Genomic DNA, 19,369 nt, shown 5'->3' with positions numbered 1-19,369 from the left:
GTTAAGTTCTAAACGAATTTTACCACACAATAATTCTTCTTCCCCTTCTTAAGGATTAGGCAAGACTCACTTGCCAGATCTGAAGTAGTTATCATGTGTTCGATATCTGCATTCTTAATATTATTAATGGCAACACCGTTTTGAGTGACCATTTTCCTTGCCTCTCCCTTAGATTTAAATAAAGGAGTGGCCGCTAACATATCTAAGTAGCTAATTTCACCTAATTGAGATTTTTCAAGCTCAACTGATGGAACGTCATCAAAAATACCCGCAAGTTCAGCATCTGTTGTATTTTCGATTACCTTTCCAAAGAAAAAGTCTGTTGCTTTTTGAGCAGCTTCAATACCTTCTTTACCGTGAACAAGAGTTACGATCTCTTCCGCAAGACGCTTTTGCGCTGCTCTTAAGTGAGGTTCTGTTTCAACTAATTTTTCGTACTCAGCAATTTCTTCTAGAGTTAAGAAAGTTAAAGTTTTAAGATACTTGATTACTGAAGAGTCATCAGAATTAAGTAGGAATTGGTACATCTTATATGGAGACGTCATTGTAGCATCAAGGTAGATTGCGCCACCTTCAGACTTTCCAAACTTCTTCCCATTTGAATCAGTTAGAAGAGGAATAGTCATACAGAAAGCAGGTCTTTGATGCATCTTACGAGTAAGGTCCATTCCAGCAGTCATATTTCCCCATTGATCAGCTCCACCAATTTGAAGGCTTACATCATATTCTTTATTCAGGTGAGCGAAGTCATAACCCTGAATAACTTGGTATGTAAATTCAGTATAGCTAATACCCACTTCTGAGCTAATGCGTGACTTAACAGAATCCTTAGCAAGCATTTCACCAACACGGAATCTCTTACCAACGTCTCTTAAGAACTCAAGGAAAGAAAATTTTCCAATCCAGTCAATATTGTTAACCATAGTGGCCGCATTCTCGCCTTCAAAATCTAATAGATTCATAAGCTGTGCTTTTTGGCCTTCTAGGTTCTTTAAAACTTGATCTTCAGATTGAAGATTTCTTTCATCACTCTTACCTGATGGATCTCCAATCATCCCCGTTGCACCACCAACAAGAACGTAAGGCTTATGCCCTTGTCTTTGAAGGCGCATCATCGTTACTACTGCAAATAAATTTCCTAATTGAAGAGATTTTGCCGTTGGATCGTAACCACAATAAAAAGAAATTTTCTTATCGTTTAAGATTTCTTTTAATTCTTCATGTGAGTACTGATTTACAATTCCTCTTGCTTCTAATTCTTCAAAAAAGTTCATTACGCTAATCTCTCTTTAATTATTTCAATTGGAGTAAGTGCCACGACAGTTTTTAGATCTGGCCCATGCGCTCGTCCTGTAAGACAAACACGTGTCCCCATAAAAAGTGGCTTACCTTTAATTTTTAATTCTTTCTTTAAGTAGTTCATCCACTCACCAACTTGATCTTCAGTAACGTTAGTCGTTTGATCTGCAAGTTGTGCTTTTAGATATTCCTTAATTTGTGGAGTCGTCTCCCAGCTCATTGCATCTATATACTGATCATCAGCATCAACTCCCGCATCAAAGAAGATTGGTAGGTGCTCAATAATATTGCTAAACAGCTGAATCTTTTCTTTCATAAGTCCTGCAAATTTAACTTTCCATGCAACATCTTGTTTATGATAGTCGCTCCCCTCAGGAATGAAACGATCAAAGCCAGCTGCAATTTCAACATCATCTAACTTTCTAAGCCATTGTTCGTTAAAGAAGTTAAGTTTCGCAATATCATACATTGCTGATGATTTAGAGAATCTCTCGTAACCAAATTTATCACTAAGTTCATTAACATCAAAAATATCCGTCTCATCTGGATGCGACCAACCAAGAAGACATAGGTAATTTGCTAGGGCCTCTGGAAGATAACCTTGGTCCTTATATTGAGTTACCGAAGTTGCTCCGTGACGCTTTGAAAGCTTTTGACGATCGTGACCAATAAGAAGTGAAACGTGACCAAAGTTTGGAGGAGTTACACCCATTGCATCGTAGATCATAAGTTGACGGCAAGTATTATTTAAGTGTTCTTCTGCACGGAAAACATGAGTCATTTCCATCTTTGCATCATCAACAACACAGCAGAAGTTATAAACAGGCATTCCGTTAGCTCTTAAGATAACGAAATCCCCTACCATATTCTCAGGAAATTTAACGTGTCCTTTTACAAGGTCTGTAAATTCCCAAGTTTTTCCAGGGTTCTTAAAACGAATAACATACTCTTCTCCAGCATCAATTCTCTTTTGTGCTTCAGCTGGATCAAGGTCACGGTATTGCCCGTGGTATGCATGTGGGTCTTTATTTTCATTTGTTGCTTTTTCAGTTAAGCGCTCTAACTCGATACTTGTTAAGAAACAAGGATAAGCAAGGCCACGCTTAACAAAATCCCAAGCAATATCTTTATAAATTTCAAGTCTTTCAGACTGACGATATGGACCAAAGTCACCACCCTTATCAGGGCCTTCATCGTGCTCAATTCCCATCCACTTAAGGTCAGCAATCTGTGCTTCTTCATACTCACGCTTTGATCTTTCAAGGTCAGTATCTTCAATTCTTAAGATATACTTACCACCATTTGCCTTTGCAAATAGGTAGCTATAAAGAGCGGTACGAGCGCCACCAATGTGTAGGTAGCCAGTTGGAGAAGGTGCAAAACGAACACGAACAGTCATGTAAATTCCTTTGGGTAATTAAACGTATTTTAAAATAACATAGTTGAGCGATATTATAGCTTTTTAAATAGGAAATGACACTTTCTAAGTCGAATTTTTTAGGGAAAAACAATTGAAATCATAGGGCGTTCAAAATGGAATCCACATGGTCAACATTCTTTAAACGCTTGGACATGGAACGTGACACAATGCAATTCTCACCGTAACAAGTATTGGTGATATTTTTGAAGCAAGAACTAAGTAATTGGAAATAACGTGGCGTCCCAATAACAATACGGCCAGAGCCGTCCTCTTTGGGGATAATTTTACTGGCGTGCAGCTTCAAGCACTCATCAACTCCAAAAGTTGTGTACTCCAATAAATACTGCTTGCGGGCCTTAAGATATCTATTCGCAAGGTCAACTTTTGGACGAGAAGCATAAGAGCTTAGGCCAAACAGCAATTGACAGGATACGAATAAACTCATTAACTTAGTCATAAATTGATTCTAACAATATATTTTCCTTTAGCAATGAGAAATAAATGCGCAGAGAAATTGAATTAAACTCCAATGGACTTGATACACTTGATGACTACTTAGTTGAGTGTGGCCGCCTATTTGATTTCCCAAGCTTTTACACAAATAATATCGATGAGCTCTACGAGTTCATTCAAACCTACACAGATAAAAACTTAAGTTTATATTGGACAAATACTAAAGATGCACAAAATAAATTAGGTCAGGATTATTACCGTCTAAAAGAAGTATTTGATTTGATTAGTTCACAATATAGTGAATTCCAATTTCATGTTAATGAGTAAGATAACTCGTCTGCCCAGAGCTTATCTCAATGATTGAAGTTCTTGGACCTTGAGTAATAACGAGCTCACCACTAGTATCTCCATCAGACAAGTAGCCCTTATAGAAGTAGAGATCATCTCTTATGTGAATGAAGCTAAAGCGCATGCCACGTTGAATATTTTTAGAATGAACCCAAATCGGCCCCTTCTCCTTAGTTCTTAAATACACTGCAAATGTATTTATATCTTTCGCATAATTAATTTTAACTTTTTGATTACCTAGGAATTCTTTTTCAAAAATGGCCAAACTTGAATTCTCACAGCGCGATGGTGAAATGAGACAATTTTTTGAAACAAGTGTTGTGGCCGGAGTTCCAAATAGGCGAAAGCGTAAGTGGACACCATCAATATTATAATGAGTTGAAACCTTATCCTCACTTACTAAATTCGGATTGGAGCTCGATGGAGCAACGGCAAAGTCCCCTTCAATATCAAAAATACTCGGGGCCAAGGTTGCAGAAATCGTCACATAATTCTTATCTGCAATCATTTCAAAAAATTCGCGACTCTTGAAATACTCCATGGTCTCGATGACTTTCTTAGAGCCAATCTTCATATTCTTTAATTCTTTCTTTCCAAGAATCGGCAAGATGAATGTTCCCAGAGAGTAGCCAAGATTTGCGATTATTGCCCCGTAATACGGCGTGGCCATCGTCATTATATTCTTCACTCTAAAGTGGATTGGATCTTGGGCCTGATACATATTTCTAAGCCAAAACATGGTAATGAGGCCACCTTGAGAGTGGGCAACAATTGATATTCTAGAGTGACTCTCCTTAAAGCGCTCATGCATGAAAGCGTCAAAGCTTTGAATGAAATCTTCAAGATTTAATTTATTATTACCGGTATCGTATTCAAAGAAGTGTGAGTTTATGCACTCACTTGGATGGTATTTTTTTAAGTAATCGGCCCAATAACCAAAGGCACCTTTATTGCTAGCGATCCCGTGAATAAAGACCACATCGTGAATTTCATGAGAGTCACTAGTGCTACAAGTAGCACTAGTATTTAATGATAAGAGAAATAGTAAAGATAGAACTAAAAATCTCAACTTACTCCATACCTTCTGGGTAGATCTGAATTGCATGATTTAGCGTTGTTTGTACCCAAGCATATTCTCTTGCAATAAGTGGTGCGTTTAAGAAATCTTCCTCACCTTCTTTTACAAGATCGTAATCGTATTTTGGCATATTCTCATTTGGATAAATTGAGTCACGTACGTAGAAAACACCTTTTGAAGCACATCCAACTTCTTCGTAGCGCTTTTGAACAGCATTTCCTTTTTCCATAACTTTTTCAGCATTTGCTAAGTACTTAGCACGCCAAGAATCTGATTTTGTTTTCTCAGCTTTTTCTAACCAGTAGTCACGCTTCTCTTCCATATGTGGTTTAAAAGAAGAAACAAATGGACACCCTTTAGTGTCAGCGCTGTCATTATAACCAAAGATATAATTAGCGTGCCAAAATCCTTTATGATTATAAATAACTAATACTGGTGCATTTCTTTTATGCAGAGCTTTCTTAATTCTTTCAACAATATCAGAAGGCGCTTTTGCAACGGCCCACTGATCCTTATCTGGATCAACGTGAAGAACTTCTCTCTTAAACTTTGGAAGCTTATATTCAACAGCATTCTTATCAATTGAATCTGTTAGAGAAATCCAGTTAAACTGAGTTCCATATGACCCGTCTTCATCTTTAGCGTCAGTTACAACACGTTTCCCATCAACCTTCTTAAAATTTCCTTTTGTGAAGCGGTAGTCTTTATTTGAGAACATCACAGAACTTTTATTAATTCTTCTGATATTATCAGTTCTCCAATTTTCAATTTCTTCTTGGTTTGTCTTATTTGTCTTTAAAGACATATAGTAGCGTTCTGCAAAATTGATTTTCTTATCACCCTCTAGGTTATTTAGTCGGTTATACCACCATTCAACAACACCAGTATGTGACATATAAAGACATGAACCAGCATCTTCTTGAGAAGGAGCTGCTACAACATACTTCATTAGCTCATTAAAACCACCAGTTGTAACTTCGTCTTCAATGAAAGAGTTTGGATTAATTGTACTTACGTAATCCTTTGGAAGTGACTGGTAAGTTGAGATTTCGGCCTGAGCTGAGAAAGTAGAAATGGCCGCAGCAATTGCGAGTAAAGTTTTAAACATATTCCCTCTTTTAAAGTAAATTCTTTTCACGTGTGAAGGGTAAAATGCTAGCAAACTTGAACCATAATCACAAAATTTATGGTCAAATGAAGCGATGCGCATGCATTAGCTGCGCATCAAGTACTGAATATTTTGTTAAACACTAAAATTACTTATGATAAGTAAATAACGACAGATGCACCAATTGCCGTCACTGCCAGAAGAATCCAAGTATTCATTGCAGAACTTCTCTTCACTTCTTTGCGGTTTGTTACATACTTCTTATTGCGTTTATTCTTATTAGATTTACCCATTTCATCCTCCATAAATAATCACAGGCAAAGTATTTTATACAAATTTTATAGCGAGTGCATAGACCGAGTGCTCCACTCGGAATATAACACTCATAAAAAAGTATTTTCTACCTAGCGACAAGCGAGTTAAATCACCAAAATAACTATGATATTATAGTATTATGACAGGAAGAAAATTACTTGATCAAATTATTATTGCACTCTTGCTACTGACGACGTTGGCCACAGTTGGTGTCTTCGTTTACACCAATATTATCTACAAGAAAGAGCTGCCAAATAGTGCGACAGAAATGCAAGCACTCAAAGATGACTTCAAGCAAATCAACTTCCCGACAACTTACGTCTTGGATAAAATTACTGTAAACCTAGACTCAGCAACTCGCCGTCTTAGATTTCTCGATGTTCAAATAAACCTCGTTCTTTTCAGTGAGGAAGACTCGCAGCTGCTTGATCCAATCAGACCTCAAATTTACGATATTATTATTGATGTTGCTGCATCAATTGAGCCAGACGAGCTTAACTCACTTTCAGGAAAGCTAATCTTTGAAGGGCGAATTAAAAAGCGTATCAACTACTTAGCGAAGAAAAAAGTTGTTAAAGAAGTATTTTATTCAAAATTCGTTGTTCAATAACCACGATACTCAAATCTATGCTATAGTTTAGAAATCATGAATCTATAATCACTTAGAAATCCATTCCTTTATTTCAATCAATTAACCCGAGGTGATTATCGTGAACACTTCTCACATTTAAAATTCATTCTTCCATTTACACAATTTTAAATTGAGAGGTCTCCATGCGATCTTACTTACTACTATTCTATCTAGGACTAGGGCTTCCTGCATTTGAAGCTCGTTTTGATACACGAAGAAAAAATACGGAAAGTATTTCTACTGAGTACGACTTAGCTGAGCGTAAGCAAAAACTAAGAAAGAAAACTCGTCGATACAAAAAAGGAAAACGCAAACGAAAGCAAAATTACCATCAAAAACACTTTGCACTCAAAGGGAGTCATTCAAAGGATTCGCGCTATAGTAATGGGAATAAATTAAGAAGGATGTTTATTAATATGTAGATTAGAACCAGAATGTTATAAGGCCCGCGAGGGAAGCGGGCCTTAAGACAACAACACATGGGAATTTTAAAAAAAGGAAATTTTTAAAATTACTCGCAACGGCCTTCATTTACATAAATGGCCTTTGCACGATATAATTCACACGAATTTGGAAAGCTAATAAATGCATCTCCGTCGATACCACTGATGGCACCACAAACAGGAGCGAAAATTTCTGGACATACGTTAAGTTGTCTTGGCTCATCAACCCAGTTCTTACAGTTAAGAACGGCCTCAAGCTTGTACTTACCTAGTCCTTCTTGCTTAAGAGCAAATTGTCCATCTTCACAGCTTTGAGTTTCAAAGTACTCATTAACTAATTCAATTTCTTCATTTTGCTCAGTGATAATAACTTTGAAGATTCTTCCTCTAAATGATTGAGAATCAAGTAGATCACCATTAAGAATAATTTCTTTTGCACTTACATTCATTGCTAATACTGCAAGAAAAATAATTGAAACTAATTTACTCATAATCCTTCTCCCTAAACATTTTTTAAAAATTCAAAGTCTTATCTTGTGAAAGGAGTTATAGAACAAAGAATAAATTAGTAGAAATTATATATAATAATCATTATCCATAATTATATGTTATACTTGAACCTATAGAACCAAGCTAAGGTATTGAAATTATGAATATAGACTATATTTCTATTCCTACTCTACGTGTATTCATCGAAGTTTATGAAACGATGAATATGTCTCAGACCGCAAAAAACCTTGCCATGACCCAGCCAGGAGTCTCTCAGCACATCAAATCCCTTGAAGGGCTACTGCAAATCTCACTCTTTGACCGAATCAATAAGAAGGTTCTCCCAACAGAGCAGGCCCACTGGCTTTACCGCGAGTGTCGCCAGATTCTTGAAAATCTAGAAAAGGCCCTCGGGGAAGTTTCGGCCAAAAAGAATGCGCTTAAAGGAACACTTCATATTGGAATGCCAATTGAGTTTGGTAATAACAGGCTCTTGCCTATAATCGCCCAATGGCTAAAGCTACACCCTGAAGTGTCACTACAAATTAACTACGACCACGCTGCAAGACAAAGTCAGCTTCTTTTAAATGGCGGATTAGACTTTGCTATTACTGATAGTTTCAACTTTCCAAAACAGATTGCAACTAAGAACTTATCAAGTGAAAGGCTTATTCTTTGCTGTTCAAAAGAATACGCAAGCGAGCACCAGTTAAATGAGACGACAAAATTAAAAAAGGCCGATGAACTGGACTTCATTGCATACCTTGAAGGCTCACCCGTTATCACCAGTTGGTTTAAGTACCACTTAAATAAGAACTTCCACAAACAACCAAAGGCCCAGTTAATGGACGTTCAAGGGGTATTGCGCCTTACTCTTGCCGGTGTAGGTATCTCTGTTTTACCTCTGCACGTTATTGAGCGCTCTGATAATAAATCAAGACTGATGCTTTTTAAGGGAACAAAAGATCATATGGTAAACGAGCTAAACCTCGCCTACTTAAACGCTAGAAAGCTTGGGCCAGTGGCCTCTAGTTTATTTGAATTTCTGACTGAAAATATTTAAAAAGGACAAAAAAAAGCCGCTTAGAAAGCGGCCTTTATATAAAAAATTTTATTCTGAATTATTGCTTCATTCCTGGAGCTGTTGACTCGTCAGTTGTCGTAACATTTGACTCTTCGTCATTTAATCCATTTAGGTATTCTTCAACCTGAGCCTTAGTTACTTTACCTTCAGCGATAAGCTTATCTCTTAATCTTAGGTCTAAAATTTTCTCTTGTAACGCTCTTGAAAGTCTCATTGAATTTCCTTATTTAAAAAATTAACGATTGATATATTTATAATAATGTAGCTTTATATCATGTGTTATTTGCTTTGGAAACCCCTAAAAATATCAGGGACTTAAAAAGCTTACTGCCAAAACCTAGGCTCATCCGGGTTTGGACGCTCCTCATCATCTACTAAGCGCAGATGACTCTTCTTTTTCTTACTTGCCTTCTTTCCACCTTGCTTAGGAGCAATGCGAGAGCCTTGGTTGCGAACATAATTTCCAAGGGCCCTAAAACCTAAGACAAATACAGCACCAAAGATCATTGAAGCAATATTTGCAAAAGCCTGTGCTCCACCTGGAGTGAAGAAGCCTTGGTACACATTCATCCCTGCCAGAATTAAACAGAAGTACTTGGCCTTAACCGGAATGATCATAAAGAATTGAAAAATACGATCCGGATAAATACAAGCATAACTCACACACATTGCAGATGATAAGAATGCCATTCCATGGAATGGATAATTAATCGTTGCCCCACCCATAAAGAGTGCAAAAAGTGTGTAAGCAAAAGCATTAACGAGAACAGCAATGATAATATACTGAACGTATCTTCTTGCTCCCCAGCGTGCCTCAAGATCACTTCCAAGAAACCAAAAGAGAAGTCCTGTGAAGACGACATTGAAAAGGCCAGTATTCACAAATGGATAAGTTACCATCTTATAAATCAGGCCGGCCTTAAGTGCCGAAACATTAAGGCCTAAAATATTAACAAGAGAAATATTTAGAAATTGTGCAAAGACTGCGCTAATGACAAAGGATGCGACAATGATCCCGATGAGATACTTGTTTACCTTTGTTAATGGCGGCAGATAAATATTTTGCATTCTTTCTCCTTACATTTTTTGAGCAATCTCGATGAGAACTCCACCAGTTGATTTAGGGTGAATAAAGTTCACTAAACAATTATTCGCTCCCTTGCGTGGCGCTTCATAGAGAAGATTATAACCTAAGTCCCTAAGCTCTTGTGACTTTTTTGCAACATCTGGAACGCGATAACACATATGGTGAATCCCTGGACCTTTTTTCTCAAGATACTTGGCAATTGGTCCCTGACCGTTAATAGGTTCAAGTAATTCAACATGAGCATTTTCATCAATATGAGCAAAAGAAGTCGTCACTTGTTGATCTTCAACCACTTCTCGGTGGTTAAATTCTAAACCTAAGTCACGATAAATTTTTTCGGCATTATCTAGATTCTCAACTGCGATCGCAATATGATCTAGGAAACAATCTTTATTAAACATGATTTCTCCACTTTTCTTACTTAATAGTTCTTAAGCATTATAGAAAAGTCCGCAGGCTTGAGCAACCGTATAAGGATACAAACGATCGCTACAGGTCACTCAAGTTAAATGGCGGTGAATCCAGAACATCCTCACCTGAACAATCTGCAGGCGTCGTTGGAGTCGCTGGCTCTTGAGGTGTAATTGGTGGCTTACAAAGACCATTTACACAATCGCCAAAAGTTGGAACAGAGTAACATCTCTTCTCACAAGAAAGAGCGTTATTCGGGTCGTTGACGCGAATGAGGTAACACTGTCTAACGTATTCGATACGACAGAACTCTTTCGAGACACAACTCTGGTTTGGAACTTTTGAACAAAGAACTTGTTCAAAGTCATTATTAATATGATCACGACATGTATTTGTCGTTCCATCACAACAAAGTGAAGCACAGTCAAAGTCTGAACCACAACTATTTCCAGTTGGAAGGTTTCCAGATGAATCAAAATCATCACTACACTGCCCTACAATTGAGCGAGAAAAACAGCGATTATTAAAACAACACTCTCCTGATCCACATTCACGATTTGCACTACATGACTTAAGTGAATTGAAGTCGTAACCCTCTTTAGCACCAAGACCAGTCTTTAGAAGTTGTAATTTAATTTCTTTCGTTTCTGCAATCTGAACTTCAAAACCATCTTCCATTGTAAACAGTTCAATTGTTCCAGTAACATTACAACTTGAAACGGTCTCCCCCGTAGAGGCGTTATAATTCTTAGCTCTAATATTACAACCATCCATATAGTACGTATCACCGGCCGCATTTAATGTTTGAACCGAACGGTTTGCAAATGGTGATTGAGAACCTAGGTATTGAATTCCAGTTGTTTGATAATTAATCTTACCTGCACGTGGGAAAAGGTATGCCTGAGTACCTGATGCAATATTTGTAAAGTCTGCCGCACCAGCTAGTGGCGCTTTAAAGATTGCACTTGGAGTCGTTCCCGACTGATAAACTGCTGCCCCTTTAATTTCCCATTCGTCTTCGTTGTGAATACGATATGGACCTCGGTAATCATAGGCTCCACCACCTAGGGCCAGAGCTGTTCCTACGGCCGCTGGGTGATTTACACCAAAGAGGCTTTGAAACATCGCCGAATCTTTCTTATCAGGAAGACACTTATAAAGATTTGTTTCTAATGATTCATTTGCAAGAAGATTACCTTCAATATCAATTTGCTCAAAGACAGGAGTATTTGTTTTTGAAACAGTTTCTGCATTAACAATTTCGTCATACCAAAGAGTTTGATCTTTAATCTTTGCATAAGAGTAAAGACATACATCCCCTGCTTGATTACAGTATGGGTGACTAATTGAAGATGTAAAAGTTGGATCATCTTCTAAACGAAGGCCACGACAGTAAAGACCTGCATTTGTTGCATCACCTTCAATATCTTCGGCCGTATCATTGTCATAATCATTGTAGTCAAATAGATCATAAAGAAGTCTGATATCGTTAAACTTCTTATCTGCTAAATCAAATGTGATAACGTTAATTGTTGAAAACTCAGTAATACCAGATCCTGGAACTTGTCCAACAACTCCGTCTAGAACAATTGGAGTTCTCTCACGGCCAAAGTAGAAACGTCCTTTAACAACACGATTCTTTAGTGAGGAAATATTTAAACCTGTTAAGTGAAGCTTTCCTCTAAAGTCTTTAGGGATCGATACTTTCTTTTTAAAAGACCCTGTATTTGGATCAATGATTTGTGTGATTTCAACGGCCGTCGATTCAGGAATACTTGTTACGACTTCATTATCGCCGTCTGTAGCATTATTCCCTCCTGATGAACCGCCATTCCCATTATCACCGCTTCCAACACCTTCAGATGGATTATCCACAATATCGCGCACAGAGCGAGGCTGCTCCATACAAGAAACAAAAAGTGAAAGTGTGAATAGGTAGACTAAGACATTCTTCATCATTTATTAGGCCTTAAGTTAATAATCTTCACTCCACTTATCGAATTGAGCGAAAATTAAGTTAACCCTAAGTAAATATTAACCCTGAACTTGAAAAATATGCCGATGAAGCGCTAAGGAGCTGAATTTACGAATTAGATCGTAAATCAGCTGCCTTAAATATGTGCAATTTTGAGTGTTTGTGGAAAGAATTAGGCCTTTCTAAATAAAGAAACAATAACCCCTGTTAGGACATCTTGGATAAGAGTCAGTAACAGACAAATTACGTAGATTAATTCAATAGTAATTCCTGCTCCAGGAGCATAATTTGTAACGACCTGAGAGATCCCAGAAATAATGAAGACCATCACCAGATAAAAGAGGTATGTTCCCCCAAGTGTTGAGACTTTCTTCTTTGTAATGGCAAAATTAGACTCCCCTTCTTTATCAAAGAGAATCGCCGTCATGGCCACGAAACTATAGAAGTAGGCCACGTAGAAAAATGGAATAATAAAGAAGGCCACCCCTAATATCATTAAAAGAGATGTTAAAAAGCCATAGAACATATACGTTGGAATATCCCAGAGAACTTTTGAAACTCGATATTGTAACTTCTCAAAAGCAAAGAAAAAGAAATTTAAAATAAAGACTGACTGAATAATTGTCCCAAAGACATTTACTGCGGCGACAGTAATAACTGTCATATCATCTTGGGCATTAAAATATGCAAGGCCGTAGGCCTTAATCGCAAATGATAGAAAAAATAGTGGTAGATAGTGAGCAAGGTTCCCCTTCATTGCACTTACTGATTCATACATTGAATCAATAAAAGAAAAGTCCTTACTTACTTCAATTGTTTCCTCTTCATGATGCATATCCATTTGCATCCCCCTTTGATCTAGTCTTCAATATACTCAAAAGTTCGTTTCGCATGATTCTTTCTCACACCCGGAACCTTAAATAATTGACCGTGAAAAGAAATATAAATACCTGCATCTGCTATTTTAGCAGCATATAGACTTTCTGTAACATTTTGAAAGGCATCGCTATCAACAAAACCCATAGGCTTCATCGCCCCAGTAAAAATAATCGGCACCTGAAGGTCCTTTGCACCGTCTAGAGCGTCGTAAACAAATTTAGCAGACTTTGCCATGGTATCAGTTCCGTGAAGAACGATAAGTGGAATATTTTTCTCCAACTGTGCCTTAATTGTCTTTAGCAGCACCTGACGGTCATAGTCTGTAAAGTACAGAGAGTCTTTATTGATGATATTTGTAATATGCAGCTTAGTGTATGGAAGCCTTAAGCGGTCAATAATAGTCTGGCGAATAAAAGAGTCGCGATTCTTTAAAGAGCCGTCACTTTCACTATACGACTTCTCGATTGTTCCACCTGTTGAAATTAATTGTATATCTTGAACATGGTTTTCCATGTGCTTTCCTCTCTATAAATTATGAATTCCTATCTTATACCTAATTTTTTCAATGATTTTAAGAATTTAAGTAAATTTTTTACTCTCCACCCTTGACGTAGACACTTTAGCTCCCATCTTTGAAGCATAAGACAATTATCTACTTGATTATATATGAAGGAGTATCGATGACTAATCGCACAGGACAGATTTCCGTTGCTACAAGTGACATTTTTCCAATTATTAAGAAATGGCTTTACTCAGAGCATGATATTTTCATCCGCGAGCTAATTGCCAATGGAAGTGATGCTATCACGAAGAGATCAACTCTAGCTCGCCAAACAGGAGCAGAGAACCCTACTGGAAAAATCTCAGTGACCGTTGATAAAGAAGCAAAGACAATTACCGTAACAGATAACGGGATTGGGATGACTGAAGAAGAGGTTGAAAAGTATATCGCTCAACTTGCCTTCTCTGGAGCAGAAGAGTTTATCAAAAAGATGGAAGATGCTGGCGGTGAATCAAATAAGGATATCATCGGGAAATTCGGACTTGGCTTCTACTCTGCTTTTATGGTCGCAGACAAAGTTGAAGTTGACTCACTTTCAATGACAGAAGGTTCAAAGGCCACAAAGTGGACTTGTGAAGGAGACACAGAATACACTTTTACAGACTCAGATAAGAAAGAAGTTGGGACAACAATCACTCTTCACGTAAATGGTGAATCAGAAGAATTTCTAAACAAGTGGAAACTTAATGAAACTCTTTCTAATCACTGTGATTTCATGCCATACGAAATTTCTCTTCGCGATGTAAATGAGAAGATCCAAGATGGTGATGATAAGGGTAAGGATGTTGCACCAATTATCATTAATGACACTAACCCAATTTGGAAACGTGATCCAAAAGAATTAACAGATGAAGATTACAAAGGTCTTTATCGCAAGCTATTTCCAATGGACGGCGAACCATTATTTTGGATTCACCTAAATGTTGATCACCCATTTACTTTAAATGGTATTCTCTTCTTCCCTAAGTACAATCCAATGAAGCCAGTTGGTGATAAGAATATTCGCCTCTACTGCCGTCAGGTATTTGTATCTGATAACGTAAAGAATATTATTCCTGAATTCTTAGGACTTCTAAAAGGTGCAATTGACTCACATGATATTCCACTAAATGTTTCACGCTCTTCTCTACAAGGTGATCCAAACGTAAGAAAGATCTCAAACTATATTGTGAAAAAAGTTGCAGAAGCACTTAAGCTTCTTAACAAGAAAGATAGAGCAAAGTATGAGAGCATCTGGAATGATATTGGCCTATTCGTAAAATACGGCTGTGTATCAGATGAAAAATTTGATGCAATCATGCGCGAGCGCGCCCTCTTCAAAACGAACGAAGGAAAATTCGTTACACTTAACGAATACCTTGAATCAGTACCAGCAGAGTATACAGAGAAGATGGCAGGAAAAATCCTATACTTTGAAAAGGATGCTGCCAACCAATCACTTCTAGCTCAACTTAAAGAAGCTGGAATTTGGGCGCTTGAAACAGACAACCATATTGATCCACACTTTATTCAACACTCAGAGATGAAGAAATTCAAAAAAGGTGAAGAAGAAGTTGAAATCAAATTTGTAAGTGTTGACTCAGAAATTGAAAACCTTCTAGGAAATGAATCAACGTCTGAAGACGATATAAAAGTTAAAGAGATGTTTGCAAAATTCCTCGATATCAAACTTGAAGAAAAAGAAGGTGAAGCACCGGCAAGCAAAGGCCTTGAAATTGGTCGCATGGCCAACGCTCAAACACCTGCATACTTCAAAGTTGATGAGTCAATGAAGCGTTTTGCTCAAATGACTCAGTCAATGGGTGGTGATCACCAATTCCCTATCAAGAAAACTCTTGTAGTAAATACTTCTAACCCACTGGTTCAAAGTGCATTCAAAATCCATTCAACGGGTAAGAATGAAGACCTAGCAAAGAAGCTTTGTCAGCACGTTGAAGACCTAGCTGGAATCTCTAGCGAAGGGCTTAAGCCAGAAGAAAGAGATGTATTCGTAAAACGTTCTCAAGACCTTATTAGCGAATTATCTAATCATATCAATTAAATAGTACGCGCCACCTTTTCGTGATTTTAAGACGTTAAGAGCTTTAATCATGAAAAGGTGGCGTGTACCTCTATATAATTTTCAAAACTTACCCCTTCCACAGTCTTTTCGTTTATATTTGCGCCATATAAAAGATCTAGGTGAAATATCAAGAGAGGACGAATTTATGAAGAGAATACTTCTTACAGCTGCTGCTTTAGTAACGTTTGCAGGTAATGTGCAAGCAATGCCAAGTCTAATGAATGAAGATATGCCATCAACATCTGTTGCGACAGCTTTCACAGTGGCCCCAATCGGACTAGCAATCCAAGCAGTAGGATCAGTAACTCATGCAACATTTCTAGCTTCACTTGCAGTATTTAATCCATCTGAGGCAGTTCAGATGACACAAGAATCTCTAGGAATTTACAACAGAGAAGAAATTGAGCGTGCTATTGAAAGACGCGATATCGATATTATCGACTCTCTAAGAGAGATGGTAAGAGAAGATTTAAAAGCGGGCGGACAAATTGAAAGCCTTGATCAGCTATCTGATGAAGATGTTGATCAACTTATCAACGTAGCACTTTATATACCAAACGAATCTGAAGAATAAATTTGAGGGACAATATGAAAAAACTTACTTTAACAATTTTAATGGCATTAACAATTACTAACTCGGCCAATGCCATTGAAACGACTAGAGATAGCTTAGACACTAGTTCAATGATCACAACTGGTTGGGTTTATGCAGCTGGTTTATATACTGAGATGGTCGCAACTCTAGGATTTCAAATTTCATTTGCAGCAAGTGTTTCTTCCCTACAAGTTACGGCAAGAGCAATTAATAATCTAAATCGTGAAGAAGTAGAAAGAGCGATTGAAAGAGAAGATCAAGATACTCTTGATTCAATTAGAGATCTTATTAGATACGAGCTAGAAGAAGCTGGTGAGATTTCTTCTGGAGATGAATTAACTAATGAAGAAGCAGATATTCTTCTTTATGTAGTTCTAACAAAATAATTTTTCAAATAAAAAAAGGCCAGTTTTAAACTGGCCTTTTTTATATCTATCCTTTGCTTAAAGTTATCTTTTAAAATGCTGCATTCTTCTCATCAAAGCTTCTTGCGAAAGTTTCGATTGAGACAACATTTGTATTTTCATCCATTCCATCGGCATGCTTAAAAGCTACGTTCTTATTATGTGCGCTCATTGCATTTCCATTTGTATGAGATCGCTTTTCATATGTACGCGAATTCTCTTCTCTTTCAAGCTCTTCTTTACAAGAGATGCAACAAGTTGCGATTGGTCTTGCATGAAGTCTTTTGATTGAGATTTCATCTCCACACTCTTCACACTCTCCGAAAGTACCGCTTGCGATTTTTTCAAGAGCACGATTAACTTTGTTCAGTAGGAATTTGTCTCTTCCCATGAGCTTAAGTTTTAGTTGAGCATCTCTTTCATTTGAAGTTTGGTCGATAATGTCACCACTGGTCTGGTTAGTTAGTACTTGCTCGACACTTCCTGTTGCACTGACCAGCTGATTTTTAAGATTAATGAATAAGTTTTTGAAATGTTCTTTTTGTTCATTGTTCATAGTATCTCCATTCAATCTAAAAATTAGTAGTCCTTCACGTCATACCTAAAGTCTTCTTCCTGATAACTTTAGAGAGATTCCTTTCTCTGCTATTTATAAAGCAATGCCCGTGCCAACTTTTTAGTCGGCTATTCGGATAAATTTTATGGAATTAGGTGGTGCAAGGGGGGATTTTGGTGCCAGACTGACTTTTTAAGGCCAGTATTGGCACTGTCAGAACGCACCAGTCCTCAATTTTCGTTGAGTTTACAAGATTTTATACAAGCTTATCGTCTCGCGAGATAATCAGACGTTCATCATCAATCATCTTTGAATAGATTAGCATAACTTCCTGATGGGCCTCTAGGGCCTGAGACTTTGGAACTTTTTTCTGGATAAAAAAAAGAATATCTTCACGAATACTCTTAGGAAGCTTTGCAAGAATCCCATTACGATCCTCTTCTTTTTCAAGCTTCAACGCATTAGCTAAGGTTTGCGTTTTAACTTCCCTTAAGAACTCACTCATCATTTGTGGTGTAATAAATTGTAGATCTTTTAAGCGGTACATACTTGCACGTAACTTATCCGCTAAATCAAAATCCATTTTCGTAATATTTGAAATTAAGGTTTCCTTCTCTTCCTTATTCATTAAAGAGATGGCCTCAAGAATTGCTTCAAATCCAGACTCTTTAGAGTTTTTCGACATATGGATTCCCCTTCATCAGGTGATTCTTAACATAGTCGGCAACACCCTCATCAACAATACGAAACTCAAAGTTTGGAAGAACCTTTCTAAACTTATCCATATCTGCTTGCGTGTAGTATTGGTATTGATTACGTAGATGCATTGGCATATCGATGAATTCGACATTAGGCTCTCGTCCCATAGCAATGAATGTTTGATTAACTAGATTAAGGAAACTGTCTGCTCGTCCAGTTCCGATATTGTAAATACCTGAGTGCTTGGCCATCTCCTTCTCAGATAATTCAATCATCGCATTGACCACATCCTTAACATAGACGAAATCGCGAAGCTGCTTTCCATCCTCATAACCTTCTTTATGAGACTTAAAGAGTTTTACCTTGCCTACTTCATTGATTTGTTCAAAGGCCTTATGAACAAGAGAGCGCATTTCTTCTTTGTGGTACTCGTTAGGCCCATAGACGTTGAAGAATTTTAATCCAAACCAATGCTTTGGACGATCAGTTTGATTTAGAACCCACTCATCAAATAATTGTTTTGAATATCCATAAGGATTTAGTGGACGAAGTTTTCCAACATCCTCTTCTTTATCTTCATAGCCAAGCTCACCATCACCATAGGTAGCAGCAGAAGAAGCATAGAGATAAGGGATATTTAAATCACAGGCCAAGTCAAAATAGAATTTTGAATGACCAACATTATTAGTCATTAAATAGTCCATATCCATTTCAGTTGTCGATGAACAGGCCCCCATATGATAGATGCAAGAGATTTGCTTATGGACTTCCTCTAATTGAATATCGATGAACTCATCAGCATGAAAATACTCGGCGTACTTTACGCCTTTTAAGTTCTTCCACTTCTCATTGTGATCAAAGCGATCAACGATAATAATATCATCACGTCCAAGCTCATTAAGCTTTGCAACGAGAACGCTTCCAATAAAACCAGCGCCACCAGTTACTAGAATCACGCCTCACCTTCTTTGCTTTCTAAACGCATTAGACTTGTTAGCGAGACCCCACACATTGTTAAAAGGGCCAGAAGCTTATAGCTATCGAGGCGAACATAGAGCTTATGATAACCTCTTAGTTTATCTTCAAAGACTTGATACTCTTCATCAGTATGAGCATAGTTTGATTTTGCAATCTGAGAGTCACGAATCCCAGGAGAAAGCTTAGTCGTATACACGATAGCAAGAACAAGAGTTGTTACAGCGATGAACTTCATAACAACAGATGCCTTACCTTTTTTCTTATAGAGAAATGTAGCGATGATAAGTAGCACAGCAAAGATCATTTCAATGATATTAAATGAAGTGAAGATGATCCCACCTAGAGTTCCTGCTTCTTTTAAAGAGCTAACATTTCGAAAGATACTAGGAGCTGCAATGAAGTCGATGAAGACAGTTGCAAAAAACCATGAAAGGCAGACGCCAAAAATTAAACTTAATAATACGTGTTTCTTTAGTAGTGATTTCATAAAGAA

The 19,369-nt window shown here is 37.5% G+C and carries 24 protein-coding genes; 7 read left to right on the top strand and 17 right to left on the bottom strand.

Annotated elements, in window-relative coordinates; translation table 11 throughout:
* Positions 1-8 precede the first annotated feature (8 nt).
* The 3 genes from tyrS to ABMA79_RS04255 form a co-directional block, all read right to left on the bottom strand.
* Entirely contained in the window at positions 9-1,274 is a 1,266-nt protein-coding gene (gene tyrS, locus ABMA79_RS04265) for a tyrosine--tRNA ligase (protein ID WP_393090551.1), read from the bottom strand.
* Positions 1,274-2,698 (bottom strand): glutamate--tRNA ligase, encoded by a 1,425-nt coding sequence (gene gltX / locus ABMA79_RS04260; RefSeq protein ID WP_393090548.1) that lies wholly within the window; start codon positions 2,696-2,698, stop codon positions 1,274-1,276. The genes tyrS and gltX overlap by 1 nt, the downstream gene beginning before the upstream one ends.
* Positions 2,699-2,816: 118 nt before the next feature.
* Positions 2,817-3,176 (bottom strand): hypothetical protein, encoded by a 360-nt coding sequence (locus ABMA79_RS04255; RefSeq protein ID WP_392855997.1) that lies wholly within the window; start codon positions 3,174-3,176, stop codon positions 2,817-2,819.
* A gap of 44 nt (positions 3,177-3,220) precedes the next feature.
* Here ABMA79_RS04255 and ABMA79_RS04250 point away from each other — a divergent pair, with 44 nt between their 5' ends.
* Entirely contained in the window at positions 3,221-3,499 is a 279-nt protein-coding gene (locus ABMA79_RS04250) for a barstar family protein (protein WP_392855999.1), read from the top strand.
* Here ABMA79_RS04250 and ABMA79_RS04245 read toward each other — a convergent pair.
* The 3 genes from ABMA79_RS04245 to ABMA79_RS04235 form a co-directional block, all read right to left on the bottom strand.
* The gene (locus ABMA79_RS04245; RefSeq protein WP_393090545.1) at positions 3,489-4,589 is read right to left on the bottom strand and encodes an esterase/lipase family protein; all 1,101 of its coding nucleotides are present in this window, start codon (positions 4,587-4,589) and stop codon (positions 3,489-3,491) included. The genes ABMA79_RS04250 and ABMA79_RS04245 overlap by 11 nt on opposite strands.
* Position 4,590: 1 nt before the next feature.
* Positions 4,591-5,706, bottom strand: a complete 1,116-nt coding sequence (locus ABMA79_RS04240; RefSeq protein ID WP_393056049.1) for a hypothetical protein — start codon at positions 5,704-5,706, stop codon at positions 4,591-4,593.
* A 152-nt stretch (positions 5,707-5,858) separates the two neighbouring features.
* A complete protein-coding gene (locus ABMA79_RS04235; protein WP_392856006.1) occupies positions 5,859-5,999 on the bottom strand; it encodes a hypothetical protein in 141 nt (46 codons plus the stop codon).
* A 161-nt stretch (positions 6,000-6,160) separates the two neighbouring features.
* Between ABMA79_RS04235 and fliL the strand changes: the two genes are divergently transcribed.
* Both fliL and ABMA79_RS04225 read left to right on the top strand, forming a co-directional pair.
* Complete coding sequence (gene fliL, locus ABMA79_RS04230) at positions 6,161-6,631, top strand: flagellar basal body-associated protein FliL (RefSeq protein ID WP_392856008.1); 471 nt, start codon at positions 6,161-6,163, stop codon at positions 6,629-6,631.
* Between the two features lie 164 nt (positions 6,632-6,795).
* Positions 6,796-7,074, top strand: coding sequence for a hypothetical protein (locus ABMA79_RS04225; RefSeq protein ID WP_392907747.1), 279 nt, complete (start codon positions 6,796-6,798; stop codon positions 7,072-7,074).
* An 89-nt stretch (positions 7,075-7,163) separates the two neighbouring features.
* Here ABMA79_RS04225 and ABMA79_RS04220 read toward each other — a convergent pair whose 3' ends face one another.
* Positions 7,164-7,586, bottom strand: a complete 423-nt coding sequence (locus ABMA79_RS04220; protein ID WP_392856013.1) for a hypothetical protein — start codon at positions 7,584-7,586, stop codon at positions 7,164-7,166.
* Positions 7,587-7,744: 158 nt separating this feature from the next.
* On the opposite strand from ABMA79_RS04220, the gene ABMA79_RS04215 reads away from it, so the two are divergent.
* The gene (locus tag ABMA79_RS04215; RefSeq protein ID WP_393090542.1) at positions 7,745-8,647 is read left to right on the top strand and encodes a LysR family transcriptional regulator; all 903 of its coding nucleotides are present in this window, start codon (positions 7,745-7,747) and stop codon (positions 8,645-8,647) included.
* Positions 8,648-8,705: 58 nt separating this feature from the next.
* Here ABMA79_RS04215 and ABMA79_RS04210 read toward each other — a convergent pair whose 3' ends face one another.
* From ABMA79_RS04210 to ABMA79_RS04185, 6 genes are all read right to left on the bottom strand, one after another.
* Positions 8,706-8,882: a hypothetical protein gene (locus ABMA79_RS04210; protein ID WP_392856018.1), complete on the bottom strand. Its 177-nt coding sequence runs from the start codon at positions 8,880-8,882 to the stop codon at positions 8,706-8,708.
* Positions 8,883-8,992: 110 nt separating this feature from the next.
* On the bottom strand, positions 8,993-9,736 hold the full coding sequence (locus ABMA79_RS04205; RefSeq protein ID WP_393090539.1) for a rhomboid family intramembrane serine protease: 744 nt from the start codon (positions 9,734-9,736) through the stop codon (positions 8,993-8,995).
* Positions 9,737-9,745: 9 nt separating this feature from the next.
* Positions 9,746-10,156, bottom strand: a complete 411-nt coding sequence (gene mce / locus ABMA79_RS04200) for a methylmalonyl-CoA epimerase (protein ID WP_392856021.1) — start codon at positions 10,154-10,156, stop codon at positions 9,746-9,748.
* Positions 10,157-10,244: 88 nt separating this feature from the next.
* Positions 10,245-12,125 (bottom strand): hypothetical protein, encoded by a 1,881-nt coding sequence (locus tag ABMA79_RS04195; protein ID WP_392856024.1) that lies wholly within the window; start codon positions 12,123-12,125, stop codon positions 10,245-10,247.
* 188 nt (positions 12,126-12,313) lie between these two features.
* Complete coding sequence (locus tag ABMA79_RS04190; protein WP_392856026.1) at positions 12,314-12,982, bottom strand: hypothetical protein; 669 nt, start codon at positions 12,980-12,982, stop codon at positions 12,314-12,316.
* 17 nt (positions 12,983-12,999) lie between these two features.
* Complete coding sequence (locus tag ABMA79_RS04185; RefSeq protein WP_392856029.1) at positions 13,000-13,533, bottom strand: asparaginase domain-containing protein; 534 nt, start codon at positions 13,531-13,533, stop codon at positions 13,000-13,002.
* A gap of 167 nt (positions 13,534-13,700) precedes the next feature.
* On the opposite strand from ABMA79_RS04185, the gene htpG reads away from it, so the two are divergent.
* From htpG to ABMA79_RS04170, 3 genes are all read left to right on the top strand, one after another.
* Positions 13,701-15,623 (top strand): molecular chaperone HtpG, encoded by a 1,923-nt coding sequence (gene htpG / locus ABMA79_RS04180; protein ID WP_393090536.1) that lies wholly within the window; start codon positions 13,701-13,703, stop codon positions 15,621-15,623.
* Between the two features lie 166 nt (positions 15,624-15,789).
* Complete coding sequence (locus ABMA79_RS04175; protein ID WP_392856038.1) at positions 15,790-16,218, top strand: hypothetical protein; 429 nt, start codon at positions 15,790-15,792, stop codon at positions 16,216-16,218.
* Between the two features lie 14 nt (positions 16,219-16,232).
* A complete protein-coding gene (locus tag ABMA79_RS04170; protein WP_392856041.1) occupies positions 16,233-16,625 on the top strand; it encodes a hypothetical protein in 393 nt (130 codons plus the stop codon).
* Positions 16,626-16,695: 70 nt separating this feature from the next.
* On the opposite strand, the gene ABMA79_RS04165 is transcribed toward ABMA79_RS04170, so the two are convergent.
* The 4 genes from ABMA79_RS04165 to ABMA79_RS04150 form a co-directional block, all read right to left on the bottom strand.
* On the bottom strand, positions 16,696-17,199 hold the full coding sequence (locus ABMA79_RS04165) for a TraR/DksA family transcriptional regulator (protein ID WP_392856043.1): 504 nt from the start codon (positions 17,197-17,199) through the stop codon (positions 16,696-16,698).
* A gap of 256 nt (positions 17,200-17,455) precedes the next feature.
* On the bottom strand, positions 17,456-17,884 hold the full coding sequence (locus ABMA79_RS04160; RefSeq protein ID WP_392856046.1) for a FliG C-terminal domain-containing protein: 429 nt from the start codon (positions 17,882-17,884) through the stop codon (positions 17,456-17,458).
* Entirely contained in the window at positions 17,868-18,854 is a 987-nt protein-coding gene (rfaD, locus tag ABMA79_RS04155) for an ADP-glyceromanno-heptose 6-epimerase (protein WP_393090534.1), read from the bottom strand. Before rfaD ends, ABMA79_RS04160 begins: the two co-directional genes overlap by 17 nt.
* Positions 18,851-19,363: a DUF4149 domain-containing protein gene (locus ABMA79_RS04150; protein ID WP_392856050.1), complete on the bottom strand. Its 513-nt coding sequence runs from the start codon at positions 19,361-19,363 to the stop codon at positions 18,851-18,853. Before ABMA79_RS04150 ends, rfaD begins: the two co-directional genes overlap by 4 nt.
* Positions 19,364-19,369 lie beyond the last annotated feature (6 nt).

Origin of the sequence: Halobacteriovorax sp. HFRX-2_2 (assembly GCF_043196705.1) — a bacterium.
Taxonomy (GTDB): domain Bacteria; phylum Bdellovibrionota; class Bacteriovoracia; order Bacteriovoracales; family Bacteriovoracaceae; genus Halobacteriovorax_A.
This window is presented reverse-complemented; position numbering and strand designations above follow the sequence as displayed.